General features: G+C 31.1%; 12 protein-coding genes and 1 CRISPR repeat array. All 12 genes read right to left on the bottom strand.

Features of this window, described 5'->3' with window-relative positions:
* Positions 1-5: 5 nt before the first annotated feature.
* The 12 genes from ACY3JO_RS01850 to cas7i all read right to left on the bottom strand — a co-directional run bounded on the left by ACY3JO_RS01850 (position 6) and on the right by cas7i (position 14,826).
* Entirely contained in the window at positions 6-554 is a 549-nt protein-coding gene (locus ACY3JO_RS01850; RefSeq protein WP_463085119.1) for a D-lyxose/D-mannose family sugar isomerase, read from the bottom strand.
* Entirely contained in the window at positions 551-1,276 is a 726-nt protein-coding gene (locus ACY3JO_RS01845; RefSeq protein WP_463085118.1) for an enoyl-CoA hydratase/isomerase family protein, read from the bottom strand. The genes ACY3JO_RS01850 and ACY3JO_RS01845 overlap by 4 nt, the downstream gene beginning before the upstream one ends.
* A 21-nt stretch (positions 1,277-1,297) precedes the next feature.
* Positions 1,298-2,260, bottom strand: a complete 963-nt coding sequence (locus ACY3JO_RS01840; protein ID WP_463085117.1) for a sugar phosphate isomerase/epimerase family protein — start codon at positions 2,258-2,260, stop codon at positions 1,298-1,300.
* Complete coding sequence (locus tag ACY3JO_RS01835) at positions 2,257-3,762, bottom strand: tripartite tricarboxylate transporter permease (RefSeq protein ID WP_463085116.1); 1,506 nt, start codon at positions 3,760-3,762, stop codon at positions 2,257-2,259. Before ACY3JO_RS01835 ends, ACY3JO_RS01840 begins: the two co-directional genes overlap by 4 nt.
* A gap of 45 nt (positions 3,763-3,807) precedes the next feature.
* Positions 3,808-4,305, bottom strand: coding sequence for a tripartite tricarboxylate transporter TctB family protein (locus ACY3JO_RS01830; RefSeq protein WP_463085115.1), 498 nt, complete (start codon positions 4,303-4,305; stop codon positions 3,808-3,810).
* 18 nt (positions 4,306-4,323) lie between these two features.
* A complete protein-coding gene (locus ACY3JO_RS01825) occupies positions 4,324-5,334 on the bottom strand; it encodes a Bug family tripartite tricarboxylate transporter substrate binding protein (RefSeq protein WP_463085114.1) in 1,011 nt (336 codons plus the stop codon).
* Between the two features lie 965 nt (positions 5,335-6,299).
* Positions 6,300-7,951: a CRISPR direct-repeat array (repeat unit 29 nt; unit sequence ATTTAAATCCCACATAGTTCAGATCAAAC).
* Between the two features lie 199 nt (positions 7,952-8,150).
* Positions 8,151-8,414: a CRISPR-associated endonuclease Cas2 gene (gene cas2, locus ACY3JO_RS01820; protein ID WP_463085113.1), complete on the bottom strand. Its 264-nt coding sequence runs from the start codon at positions 8,412-8,414 to the stop codon at positions 8,151-8,153.
* Positions 8,415-8,416: 2 nt separating this feature from the next.
* Positions 8,417-9,397 carry a type I-B CRISPR-associated endonuclease Cas1b gene (gene cas1b, locus ACY3JO_RS01815; RefSeq protein ID WP_463085112.1) on the bottom strand — a complete coding sequence of 327 codons (981 nt, stop codon included), beginning with the start codon at positions 9,395-9,397 and terminating at the stop codon, positions 8,417-8,419.
* A 2-nt stretch (positions 9,398-9,399) separates the two neighbouring features.
* Positions 9,400-9,918: a CRISPR-associated protein Cas4 gene (gene cas4 / locus ACY3JO_RS01810; RefSeq protein ID WP_463085111.1), complete on the bottom strand. Its 519-nt coding sequence runs from the start codon at positions 9,916-9,918 to the stop codon at positions 9,400-9,402.
* A 9-nt stretch (positions 9,919-9,927) separates the two neighbouring features.
* A complete protein-coding gene (gene cas3 / locus ACY3JO_RS01805; protein ID WP_463085110.1) occupies positions 9,928-12,537 on the bottom strand; it encodes a CRISPR-associated helicase Cas3' in 2,610 nt (869 codons plus the stop codon).
* A 1-nt stretch (position 12,538) separates the two neighbouring features.
* Positions 12,539-13,363: a type I-B CRISPR-associated protein Cas5b gene (cas5b, locus tag ACY3JO_RS01800; RefSeq protein ID WP_463085109.1), complete on the bottom strand. Its 825-nt coding sequence runs from the start codon at positions 13,361-13,363 to the stop codon at positions 12,539-12,541.
* Positions 13,363-14,826, bottom strand: a complete 1,464-nt coding sequence (gene cas7i / locus ACY3JO_RS01795) for a type I-B CRISPR-associated protein Cas7/Cst2/DevR (protein WP_463085108.1) — start codon at positions 14,824-14,826, stop codon at positions 13,363-13,365. The genes cas5b and cas7i overlap by 1 nt, the downstream gene beginning before the upstream one ends.
* Between the last annotated feature and the right edge of the window lie 2 nt (positions 14,827-14,828).

The raw sequence follows: 14,828 nt of genomic DNA, 5'->3' as shown, positions 1-14,828 counted from the left end.
TCAAATTATTCCTCCTTTATAACTGGAATTCTAACAATATCAGGATCTGTAAATTGATCTAAGGCATCTCTTGAACAAGTAGAATAATCATCAATAACTGCTCCTTCATCTCCTGCTTGGAACCAATGTTTTATCCCTGGCTTAAAATAATATTGATCTCCTGGTTTCATTACTATCTCATGCCAGACGGTAAAATATTTCTTTCTGTAGTCTGGTAATATAGCCTTAGGAGATAAATTAGGTTCTCCTTCTGCATAAAGATAAAGAGTTCCCCATCTTAATCTTATTATCTCCTCTTTTCCTGGATCATTTCCCACAGGAGGATGCCAATGTTCTGGACATATCCTTCTTGGGGGAACAACTATCACCTTTGCACTAATTCTTTCAGTATTAAAAAAAGTTAATGTCATAATACAGAAATTTTCAAGATCACTTAAACCAAAATCAGCTACCTCTATTTTGTCTATTTCATCTTCTCTTATTACTAAATGAGATTTATTAAAATATTCAAGAGCCCAATTTTTATACTTAATATATTCCCTCTTAGGAATCAATCTTTCTCCCCCTTTGCTTTAAGGAGATTGACAAAAATGTTAAGTCCTTTTTCAATTCTCTCTTCATAATCTTTCTCGTAAATCTGTCTATAAAGCTGTTTATAAAAAGTAATAGCTATTAAATCCTTCCCAGATATTTCTAATGCAAATTTTATTGCTCTTTCTTCTGCCTTTCCGTTTTCTACTATTTCATTTATTATTCCTAAACTTCTTGCCTCTTCTGCAGATAGCTCCCTTCCAGTAAGAGATAAACTGTTAATCAGTTTTTTATTTATGGTTCTTCCAATTCCTGCAAGAGACATCATAGGAACTAAGCCAACTTTTATCTCTGGAAAACCAAATTTTGCGTCCTTTGCGGAAATAGCAAAATCACATGCATCTACTAAGCTCAGTCCTCCCCCAAAAGCACCACCTTCTATGGCACATATTATAGGTTTGTTCAATTTAATAATAGAAAGATGAAGATTAACAAATTCCTCACCAAACCTTTTTAATTCCAACACCTTCTTCTCTTTATAATTTCCCAAATCTCCCCCACCACAAAAGATATTTCCTCTTGAAGATAAAACAATTGTTTTTATCTCATTATTTTTTTCAATCTCTCTTAAACAAGAGCTTATTTCTTGCATCATTTCTATATTTAATTTATTTTGCACCTCTGGACGATTTAATCTTAATATTAATATTGGTAGTTTTTCTTCAATTTCTATATATTTATACATAAAATCATCCTTCTCTAAATCTTAGGATTTTATTATAGATTTCACTAATGAGAGAGTTTCTATGATATCTCCTTTTTCAATTATTTCAAAAATATTTTTCTTCTCTAATTCATCAGCAAGGTCATACAAAAAGTCCATCCATTCAAAGGTTTTTGTAAATACTTTTACAGGATCTAACCTTTGAGGAAAGACATCTGCTGTAATCCAAGAATTATATCCAATTTTTTTAAGATAAAGGACAAACTCAAGGTAATCCCAAAAATTCACTGTACCTGGGATCATATCCCAATCCCAATTTCTATAATTATCATTTATATGCACATAAAATAATCTTCCAGTACTCCCTAAGATGGACAAACTTTTTGAAGGAACCTCTAAGGATTGGAAAGCATGCCCTACATCTAATGTAACCCCTACATTATCTCTTCCCACTTTCTCACAAAAATATGCAGCCTCACCAGCATTTCCTATAATTACATGCATTCTTGGTTCAGAAAGTTTATACTCAATACTAATTTTTACATCTTTTCTATAATCCGCACATTCTCTTATACTTTCCACTGCATAATTCCAAGAATTTATATAATTGATCTCAAAAGGATAATCATTTCCATCATTGAGAAGAGCACATGTAACCAAATTACATCCAAGCTCATATGCAAAATCCATAGCGGTCTTCATATATTTAATAGCTTCTTCTCTTGTTTTTTTATTTGAAGAAGAGAAGGAGCCAAATCTCCATTTTTCTTCTGCTTTCACATTAAGATTAACAGAGGAAACTTGAAAATCGTAATCTTTTAATAATTTCTTAAGAAGAACGGGATCTTCAAAATCTGAAGGATAAATCACTTCTAATCCAGAACATTGAGGTACTTTTTTAGCAAGCTCAAATTTTTCATTTAAAGACCTTGCTGGTTGATACTCTGCAAATCTATCAGCTAATTTTCCTAAAAATCCAGTGATTATGGCATATTTAGGTCTCATGCTTTTTTCTCCTTTCTTCTTAAATTTTTCCACCAAGATGTCTGTGAGATAAATGAAAATGCAATAAGTATTAAAAGTATTATGCTTACAGGCCTTGTGATAAATGGGAGAATACTTCCATTTGAAGTAAGGAGTGTTCTTCTTAAATTTATATCAATCATAGGACCTAAAATTACTCCTAATACAAAAGGTGCCATGGGATAACCCATTTCTACTAAAAGATATCCTATCAATCCAAGAATAACCATAACTTTAATATCAAAAAGACTTATATTTATAGCATAAGCACCAATAACACATAGTGCAGCTACAATAGGCATTAAGATCTCATTTTTAGTTTTTCTTAGTATGGGTACAAGAATGGATGTCATCAGTGTTCCACAAATAAACAAAAGTAAAGATGCTACAGCAAGCAGGGCAGACATTTCATATATAAAATTGGGAAATTCAAATTGTAACATAGGACCAGGTCTTACACCATGAAGAAGTAATGCACCAAGTAAAACTGCAGCAGGTGGACTTCCAGGAATTCCTAAGGTCAATAATGGTATAATAGCTCCACCTATACAGGCATTATTGGCAGTTTCAGAAGCTATAATACCTTCATAAGATCCTTTTCCAAATTTTTCTGGATTTTTACTAGTTCTCTTTGCAGTATCGTAAGAAAGCCAAGATGCAACATCCTCCCCCACTCCAGGAATTGTTCCTACATATACTCCTATAACTCCTGATCTTAAAATACACATGATGTGGTTTTTTATTATTTTAAAAAATTCAGATAATCTTACTTTTGATTCCAAAATCTCTGCTGATTCTACCGCAGTATATCTTAATGAAATAAGAACTTGAGGTATACCAAAAACTCCTATCATAGCAGGCACATAGGCTATACCACCAAGAAGTTCTCTAATATTAAAGGTAAATCGTTGAAAGCCATGAAGTCCATCCATACCAATACAAGATACTAAAATTCCCAAAAATCCTGCTATCCAACCTTTAATTGCTAAATCAGGGGATGTTAAGGAACCACATATAGTTATTCCAAATATTGCCAGTAGGGTAAATTCGGGGGAGGTAAATTGTAGAGCTACTTTACTTAATAGGGGTGCAATTTCCAAAAGACATATCATTCCAAATAAACTGCCTAAAAATGATGCAAATCTTGTTATTAATAAAGCTTCCCTTGCCCTTCCCTGTTTTGCCAAAGGATACCCATCAAGGGCTGTTGCTGCAGATGCTGGAGTTCCCGGAATGTTTATAAGAACTGCAGAGATACTTCCCCCAAAAATAGCCCCATCATATATAGAAACAAGTATTGGGATAGCTAATTTCGCAGGAAGCCCAAAGGTTATACCTGTTAACAAAGCTATACCCATTGTAGCTGTAAGTCCTGGCAGTGCTCCTATTATTATTCCTAAAATTGTGGAAAAAAACATTAATACCATTATTTGTGTATTTGTTAAAATATTAAACAACTCTTTTAGAAAAATTGCTATTCCCATTTTTCAACTTTTCCTCCCCATATTAAAAAGAATAGGATCCCCCTCTTAAGGGAGGGGGATCCTTGCTAAGGTGCCAAAACTATATGTAATTATAAGCGAAGCTAAGGCGGAAATCAGAATAATTTTCCACCAAGAAGTTGCCCTTAAGAAGAGCATAGAACCCGCTAAGAAAATAAAAGTTGCCCAAAAGAAAGGTAATTTTCCAATCAATAGAAAGGTATATATAATTATTAAAGCAGTTATTATAATAGATTTTAGAAAAATTTCTGATTTAGCAATTTTTATAACATTTACAATATCTTTTTTGGAAATTTTTCCTCCAGATCTCAGACCATTTATTAATAAGGCTAATCCCATAATTATTAACACAATTGCTACAATAGCTGGAAGAAAACCAGGCGCAACATAAAATTCTTGTTCTACAGTTCCTGGAAGTCCTGTTACAGGCATTTTTAATGCATTAATTAGAACATAAATTCCTAAGGATATTAGAACAATAGAAAATATAACATCTGCTTTTCTTAAAGATTCCTTTTTAAGCAACTTTATACCTCCCTAAATTTAAAAGGCAGGTTTTGGTATATCAAATTTTTCGGGGGATTCTTTCACAATTCCTGCTTCCCATGCAAGCCATGCAAATATACTTTCTAAAGTTTGAATAAATGATTTAGCTCTTGTTCCATATAGTCCGTATAAAATAAGGTAGTTTTTATCCACAAAATTCTTAACAGTTTCTGTCCTTAAGGCATATATGAAGGCGGATCTGATTTTTGTTATTACATCTGCAGGTACATCATAAGGAACAGAAAATCCTAAAAATTGCTTAATCTCAGGTATCTTTTTAAACTGAGGTACAAATTCTACTATGGATGGAATCTTTCCAATAACCGGAACATCTAAAGCATTTTTCTCTATTGTAGCCAAAGCTCTTAATTTTCCAGCCTTTAAGAATTCACTTTGTTCTTGCAAAGACGTCATTACTGCATCTACTTCTCTTGATAAACAAGCTACATTAGAAGAATAGCTTCCTGGATATGGTATATACTTTAATTTAAGACCTGTTACTTTAACTAAATACATTAACTTCATATGATGAATAGCACCTGGTATAGAAGCGCCAATTTTAATTTCTTTTGTTTTTGCTGCCTCTAAAACTTCTGCCATACTCTTATATGGTGAATCACTCCTTACTGAGAATAATTCTGGTGACCCTCCTAGAATGAAGCTTTCCCAAACTTTTGTGGTATATTGAAATGCGTTGTTTAATGGCATTAATAGTATTCCTTCTGAATGTCCAAGCCAAGTATATCCATCATGTTTCTGTTGCCATACATAATTTACAGCTTCTGCTCCACCTGCACCAGTCATATTTACAACATTTATTGGAACTTTTAAGTACTCTTGCATTACTCCTGCAAGAGTTCTATTTACTAAATCAGTGCCACCCCCTGCAGCCGCAAAACATACTATTGTGATTGGTCTTTCGGGCCAAGCTTTAGCAATATTAGTAGAAACAGTTAATAAACTTAACAGCAACAGGGAAATTAAAAATATTCTGGTTCTCTTCAACATTTTTGATGACCTCCCCTCAAAATTTTAAATTAACTTTTCAATAGGGAGAATTTAATAGGAAGAAATAACAAAATTATATAAAAACATTTCACCTCCTTATTTATTATTTTTACTGTATACTGTATACTACATTAGCAAGGTTATCATAAATTAATTTTTATGTCAATAGAAAATTGGGGATATTAAAAAAATAATTTGAAGTGGAAAATGAAAGGAATATAGTTATATACAAAAGAAAATATCCTATTCCCTTTTGTAATACAATCTTATTAAATAAGAGTATAAGGTTTTTAAAAAGAAGAAAGGCCATGAATTTAAATGGTGATTTAAAAAGCTTATCAGTATGAGATAAACGTGAGATTTTATCCTTTAGTAGGAAAACAATAAGACTTCAACTAACTCATGGGGCTAAGAAAACAGATGTATATTTTGAGTATGGAAAGATTAAACATATAAAAACAAATAACTGTGAAGACAAATAAGCTATTTTAGGTTTATCTTTTTGGAAAGAAGGACTTTTTATCTTTTTCTCCAGATAATAAAGCTCCGTAATCAAATTTAGATAACTTATATATTAGTAGATGTTTCAAAGGATATAGATCTATAAGACTTATAGAAAAGCTGAGAAAAAATAGAAATACTCATAGATGATCATCTTAATTCAATAAAGAAAAGACATTAAAGGAATTTTCACAATAAATGGCCTCATCAATTAAACAATACCCTCTCTAACCATAAACTTATATTTAAGCTATTAACTCGTGATAAATATGTTTCTTTCAAAAGAATTGAATTCCCATGAAGAGAATATTGCGCTATGTGTTTTGATGGGTAAAGAAATATTAAATATATTTTAGAAATCCTTCCCTTCCATCTCTTCCTTGTCCCTCACGCATTTCTTCCACCTCTATATTTCCTCTTAGATTATTTTATCCCCTTCTTCCCTTCGATACCCAATGTATGTCATATAAATCCCACATAGTTCAGATCAAACCCTATCTTTGTATCGAACTACCCACCTTGCTCCGTTATTTAAATCCCACATAGTTCAGATCAAACGTACTTAAAATATCTTGCTCAGTTATATCATCTCTATTTAAATCCCACATAGTTCAGATCAAACTGCAATGTCTCCTTTTAACCATGATCCGCCAGAGAGATTTAAATCCCACATAGTTCAGATCAAACATGCAACAGCACCCTTCACTGATGTAAATAGGCGTATTTAAATCCCACATAGTTCAGATCAAACATAGTAGTAAGAGCCTGCGCTTTAAAATTAAGATATATTTAAATCCCACATAGTTCAGATCAAACCCAGTATCCTCAAGCTTGGGGCGAAGCCCAAGCCTTAATTTAAATCCCACATAGTTCAGATCAAACTTCTCTATAAGTTCGGGTTTATTAGAGAGCCAGATAGATTTAAATCCCACATAGTTCAGATCAAACCATCCTTCTTTATCTTCGTACTTGAATATATCTTTATTTAAATCCCACATAGTTCAGATCAAACCTGGCGAAATCTTGTTTAGAAAAATAAACAATACGATTTAAATCCCACATAGTTCAGATCAAACTATAGTGCGTTAGCGGGAATACATACTCCCCCTCGGAATTTAAATCCCACATAGTTCAGATCAAACAGACTTTCTAAAGAAAGAAGAATTTATCGATTTCTAATTTAAATCCCACATAGTTCAGATCAAACGTCAGGCCTAGAGCAAAAGAAGAAAATAAAAAAGAAATTTAAATCCCACATAGTTCAGATCAAACCTCTCTCAATGCCAAGACCTGGCCAGACCAGGTCTATTTAAATCCCACATAGTTCAGATCAAACAAAGAATGACACTAGAAAATCTAACAAGTGTTGTAAATTTAAATCCCACATAGTTCAGATCAAACCAAGAGAGAGAACATATCTCCAGTGCAAGAGGGTAGAATTTAAATCCCACATAGTTCAGATCAAACCAAAGACAACGAGATTTCAAAGCTTTGCCAAATACTATTTAAATCCCACATAGTTCAGATCAAACTTTTTTCATCCTTGCCACTCCTTTCCCTCTTCGTTTATTTAAATCCCACATAGTTCAGATCAAACTTGTGGGCCATAAAAAGACACAGTATTGATGACAAAATTTAAATCCCACATAGTTCAGATCAAACATGTCTAAGTATAGTTTTAAGCATGCATAGCCATGATTTAAATCCCACATAGTTCAGATCAAACCAAAAGTGTACATCCCATTCTTCAAAAAAGTTTTTGATTTAAATCCCACATAGTTCAGATCAAACTATAGCAAGATTCTTGATTATTACTTCGAGCGATATATTTAAATCCCACATAGTTCAGATCAAACATGTACTTCTACAAGCTTAGTAACTGTTATCCCTGAATTTAAATCCCACATAGTTCAGATCAAACCTCGAGGAGTGGTATGCAAACTCTTCCCTCTCTGCCCATTTAAATCCCACATAGTTCAGATCAAACTTCCCCCTGGGAGGGGTAAGGAGAGGACCACCCATAATTTAAATCCCACATAGTTCAGATCAAACCTTGTTTCTTGTTTCTCAAGTCTCCAAATTATGCAATTTAAATCCCACATAGTTCAGATCAAACCCCCAACAATCAAATTAAATTATAACTATAGTATTATACAATTTCTAATATATAATTACAAAATTTTTAGATTAAACTATAATTGCAGTGAACTTCAAGTTAAATTTTATCAAATAAAAAATTTCATATTTAAAATTTAGATTTTTCAATAATTTTAAGGGATATCACTTCAAAAGAGGTTTGCTGCAAGATAAACAAATTAATATATATTGTCTGTAACATCTTTTTCTATTCCTAAAACAGTTTTGTTAACATTATTTCTATTGTCTATAAGATAAAAGTATACAGAATCCACATCTTTATCTATTATGAAACTTAATTCTAATTTACACTTCTCAAGTTTTGCCAAAGTTATCTCACCCTCAAAAACGGAATTCTGTACCCAATTGAAATATCTTTTTAACACTTTCCTTACCTTATTTACTCTTTCCTCACTTATATCATAAGTAATAATTACATACATGATTACCACCAAGCCTTCAATGGCTTATATAATTCATCCTCTAAAAAGTGCTTTATCAATTTATAACATTCAAGCCTTATAAGAAATCGATATGATACATTTCTATTTAGCTTTCTATGCTTAATCGTAGTTTGAATTTTGGATTCAAACTCTTGAATAAATTTTTTCCTTCCGTCCTCATTAAGGTAGCAATAATTTATATCTTTTTCAAAATCTGATAACTTTAGCATATTATTATTTACAAGCTTAAATATTACAGGATCTACAATCAAAGGTTTAAATATTTCAGAAATATCAAGGCTGAGGGAATATCTTCGTTCTCTTACTTCATGAAGATAACTTATTGCTGGATTTAACTGGGTTCTATAGACCTCAGATACAATTATTGCATAAATTAAAGAATTACCAAAAGAAATTAAAGCATTAATTGGATTTGTAGGAGGTCTTTTTTCTCTTTTTTCAAAATAAAAATTACCTCTTAAAAATATATTAAATGCTTGATAATAACTTTCTCTTGCTCTTCCTTCACATCCCATTAATTCGTTTATAGTGTCACATTGTGCTGCCTTCTTTAGCTCCTCTTCAATTTTCTTTTGATTTTCCTCAGTTCCATCATAATTTCTCAAATTTCTTATCATATGAAAAAGGGCAGATTCTACGAAAGAATAAGCAAGATAAAATCTTTTTTCTTTATCTAAATAGTGTTCTACCTGTCTTACAATAACTTCTCCAGATATATTTTTTTCTCTGGGCAAATAAGAGCCAGAGTAATAGCCGTAATAATTGTATACATGTAATACAATGTTATTTTGTGCAAGAAAATTTAGTACTTTTGTATTTAAATCTATTTCTCCAAAAAGATGTATGCTGTCTATATTCTCAACTGGGAAAAACTTTCTTTCTCCATTAGATGTTTCAAAATAAACAGTATTTTCTCTTCTTCGCAAAGAACCACCGGAAAATATATAATAATCTCTCACCATCTTCAGTCCCCTACAAAACAAAATTCATAATATGCACACTTTTTACAATAATTTTTTTTAACAACAGGAGGAGGCTTCTCCATTTTTATTACTCCTTCTATTTTAAGGAGAGCCTCCTCTATTTTCTTTTCATATTCTTGAGTAAGCTCAACTATTTCTCTTTTTCTTTGCTTTGGATAATTTAGAATACCTCTTTTCTTTATTCCTAATTTTTTTAAATAATATAGGTAATATAAAACTTGCATTTTATTTGCTTCTTCCATTCTATTACTATATTTAACTTCTCTTATCTCATCCTCAGAGAGAATATCAATACATATAAGCTCATCAATCATAATCTTTCTTTTTTCCTCCGAAAGATAGCTACTTTCCTCTAAAATTTTTCCCAATAGCACTTTTTCCGAGGTATGTTCCATACCAATACCTCTATCAAAGAGCCATAATTTTCTTTCACAAACAAATAGGTAATTTATTTTTATTCCTGTTATTCTAAGATCTTGGGATAAGGATAAATCTTTCATTTAAAAATATTATTTCTCCTCCCTTATAAACCCCTTTTCACTTTCGTACTCTGCCTCATTATCATAGTAAATATCACTTAACCAACGATTTAATTTATTATATTTTTGAAAATCACTAATGGATATCTCAGGTAAACATTCTGTTATTCTTCTTAGTCTATAAGTATCTAAACCATCATCTTTCATATACATTCTTAAATCTACACTTACGCAGAATTTCGAAATAATTTTTTCCTTAAAAACAGTATATTTAAAGTTTTCTTCTTTCTTTACAAATTCCTCTAAATCTTTTTTAAATTCTTCCATAAGAGTTTTTGGAACAACTTGAACTGTATACATTTCTCTAAAAAGTCTTTCTGCCTCAGATTTTCTCTCTGACATCCATCCAGAATCCAGAAGATCTAATGTATCATAGAATTTTCTAAGATAGCTTTTATCTTTTACATCATCTTTATATTTTTCCATAGTTTTATAAAACAACTTAACTAAAAAATATTTATCATATTCAGAAACTTCAATTTCTTTACCATCTATATTCTTATCCCATTTTTTTTCAATTAATTCTCGATATATATTATCTTCTTTTTTCTTACCACCCTTACCTTTCTCATTATCAACCAAGTAGTCTTTTGAAATTCCCTCTTCTTTATTAAAAATATCTCTCTTTTTCAAAAGCCATACAATTGAAAGATTAATCAATTCTTTCATATATATCCTGCTTGTACCTTTACTTCCTCCATTTTCAAATACCCATATATAGACATTTGGTTCACTGTATGCTTTAAATTCCCTAGAATCTATTACATATTCATTGTTATCACTCTTGTTTATAACCTTGCCATCTCTGTAAAAATATCTTCTTAAGACTCTTCCCATTCTTTGAACCAATGCATCAAGAGGACATATCTCTGTAAACAAAATATCTGCATCCAAATCAAGAGAAGCCTCTATTACTTGAGTAGCCACAAGAATTTTTCCTTCTTTTTCTGATGGATCCTTAGGATTTTTAAATTCTTCTAAAAATTTTGATTCCTTATTTTTTCTATCTTCAAAAGTAAATCTTGAGTGTAAGAGATAGATATTCTTATTTAATTCCATATTACTTTCTTCTGTCATTTTCTTTAACTCTTCAAAAACTCTCTGAGCTAAATTGACGGTATTCAAAATTACAAGAACTCTCTTTCCTTTCTCAGCAGTATTTATTATTTCTTTTAGTTCACTTTCAGATAGTTCGTTATTTACATATCTAATCTTTATCTTGTGTTTAAATACTCTCTTAAAATTCTCTTTCTCATTCCCATAAATATTTATTATCTGAAGTTTTCCGTCCGTAACTTTTTTAATTCTTTCTAATACAAAGGTGGGTAACGTTGCAGTCATTAATAAAAATTTTCCGCCCAATTTTGTAATCCATTCAATAAATTTCGTAATAATAGCGCAGGCTTGCGGATCATATGCTTGCACTTCATCAATCACAAGCCTTGAATAAGAAAACAAAGAAAATATTTTTTCATATCCTGGTGGTCTTAAACCATAAGGAAAAAATTGGTCTCCTGTAGATATTAATACAGGATAAGAGATTTGTCTTGCAATTTCATAGGCTTTAATGGGATCAATCACATCTTTCTCTTTTTCCAACAAATAAACATCAGCATCTGAATGTAGTAAACCTATTTTATTTTGGTCAAATATATTTTTAGCCCTTTCATATATTTGATTTACAGCAGAACGTAGAGGAAGGGTATATATAAACTTATCGCCTTTAGACCACAAAAAGGCATATTCTGTCTTTCCGTATCCCGTAGGTGCGATAAGGATCAAATTTTCATCTTTTAGATTATTAAATTGCCAAGCTCCTTCACCTATTCTGCTCTTTATAATATCAATAACCTTTTGATAATCTTTAGGTTCTATTTCAACTTTATTTAAATCTTCCCCTTCCTCTTCACACCAAGATGCAAAATGATCGCATCTTTGCAAATATCCTGCTATAAGTATCCACTCCTTCTTTACTTCCTTTCTCAAAGGCTCGTAATCGAATTTATATGGAGGTATTGCATAATTCATTAAACTTCTTCTATTTAGAATACCTTTAACCCATTGGCGATTTATACCTATATATTCTTTATAATCATTAAATTTTGAAAATTCTGTTATCAAATTGTTCTTTAATTTTTCTCCCCATTCTCCTTGCACTTTCTCACATAATTTTCTCAATATTTCATTGTCTCTTACTATATAATCATCGAAATTATCTCTCCAATGATGATAAGAGATAGCTGATACAATGAAATTAAAAAACTCTTCCCCAAATTTAGCTTTTAATTTATCCTTTGATATCCAAAAGATAGAAAAGAGAGAATGGGGAACCTCATAATATATATCAAAAGGTTCATAATCTTTATTTTTAAGTGTTTTTATCTGAAAAGCCGGTAATACCTTACCAAGATCGTGCAAAAATATAGCAAATTCAACAGCTTCTAATAGTTTTTCATTTAATCCTTCATTCCCAAACTTACTTTTTATTCTTTTAAAAACCTCTAAGGCATCCTGCGTATGTCTTGATAAAGTTATTTTTTCTCCATCTCTCTCAAAGGATTTAGCAAAAATTTCAGCCATCTTAACCCCCCTTTAAATCAGCAAAAAATATAGGTATACCATCGGTCAAATTTTCCCTTTTTTCCAATTTATCCATATATACAAATATCTCTCCTAAATTTCCATCATTTAGCTTTGTTCTTAAGAAGTTAAAATTTCTAACCCCATCTTTTATCCTATAAAAAGTTGGTAGATAGTATATCAAGCCTTCTACCTTATCAATTAAAGAAGAATTATTTAAATTTCTTTCAGGTATCCAAAAGAAATATCCATAGTTACCATTTATCTCTTCCATCTCCAACTCCACATATCTCATTTCCCTAATTACAATCCAATCTTCTGCCCTTCCAAGATGTAATGGAGATCCTCTATTTATTGGATTCTCGAAACTTTCTTTAATCTCTTCCAAAAAATCATTATCTTGATGATAAAGATAAACTAAGATTTCAACCTCGTTTAATATGTCAAGAATACAAGGACTCTGACCACCAATATGCTCTATATGTCCCGATACATATCTATTATTTACAACTAAAAATCTCTTATTATGAGCTTCTTTATTCAGGTTTCTAAACCATGTATATTCATTAGTCTTTGCCTGAAATTTTCCACACACAGAAATTTTGATATCTTTAAGCTTGTGATATGAACAATCACAGTTCTCTTTAATACATGGCTCTTCTTGTCCAGGTACATTTCTTATTCCAAGAACATTAGCGATTAAACCAAGAACCGTAGAATAGGGTGGAATAGGATAAGTATGTCTCCTTTGATATGTAAAAGGTATTCTATAATGAGCTTGAGGCTGATATATCTTAATCTTTAAGGATGTTATCTTATCTCCCATTAATTATCTCCACCCTTTTCTGAATTTGAAGAAGCTAATCCAAGACTTTCTAAGAATTCATTCCAATCATGTGTTACCTCTTTTACTAGCTTATCTTTATCAACCCTTATTTTTTGGCTATCCATAATAAATACTTCTTTAAGCCAACTATTATTCAAAGCATCATTTATCCCCACAACTTGGTAAGATATATCATCTATTGGAATGATCTCTATATAAGGATGGAATATAGGAGATGGAACTTTTACTTTTCCAGCTATTAAAAATAGAGGAATAATTGTGTTTAACTCATTACTTGATTGGGCATAAAGACCATCTTTTATAGTTTCAAGGATTTGTTTAATACGCTCTTTCTTTTCTTCTTCATTAATCTCAAATATTACTTTATATATGTTACCATATTCATAAATACTTATTTTCCCTATTTCCTTACATTCTTTTACTAATCTATAAACTTTACTTTTCTCAACCTCTTCACATCTAATCTCTTGATCTCCAATAACTTTTTGAAGCCCAGCTTCTACTTTAAGAGTTCTCTGAGATTCATCATATTCAGGTTCTTTGGAAGCATATAAAATATAATATTCTTCATCCTGTTCAAAATTTTTAAATATAATAGACTTTTCTTGTCTTTTTTGTGATGATTCTTCGCCTTTTTCCTTACCTTTTAATATATCCTTTTTGAACTTAATAGTTTCTGGTGCTGTCTCCTCAGTTTTATCCTTTCCTCCTTTCTTATCTGCACTTTCCATTAGATTTTTACTCACTCTTAATTCCTTACCATTTACATATATTCTTCCATCCTTAACCTCATAATAAATATTACCCTCATCATCTTCTTTTTTGTTTACGTCTTTAATTACTGCAATTTGAGGTTTTTGTAAAATTAATCTTAATAAATTATTATCATACTCGAAATTTTCAATAATCCACTCATCTCTACCTAAAATATCCACATCTATAGTAAAGCTTACTTTGTAAAAGGAATAATGTTCTTCCTTATTGTAAGGATTAGGTGTTACTTTAAGTCCTTGTTTTATTCCCCTATTTACCAAATCATGATTTGCATAAAATGCCATATCTCCTTCGTAAGGATCCAATCCTATCGCCTTTGTTATTCCAACAGGAGCCTTTCTCGTAATAGAGTTTTGCTGGTCACCCATTGTATACATATATCCAAAAGCATCAAGCTCAGGACTTGTTAATATGTCATCCTTAGTAATATCAAATTGAACCACATTACCTTGTCCTGTAACAGAGCTCGGCTTCCATCCGTGAGCTTTTACTAAAGTTTCAAAAAGATAATGTCTTATAGCGGGTTTTCCTATAAAGCTTACCACTTTATCACCTTTCTTTAGCTTTTTAATAGAAAGAATATTTCCACCAACTTTCTCATCTCTATTTAAAGCGGATCCTTCAAAAATAACCGTAAGAGTTATATGACTTAATTTATTATCTCTCATCT

Source organism: Dictyoglomus sp. LHC4, from assembly GCF_055181355.1.
The sequence above is the reverse complement of the archived record's forward strand: the minus strand, read 5'-3'. Positions and strand labels throughout refer to the sequence as shown.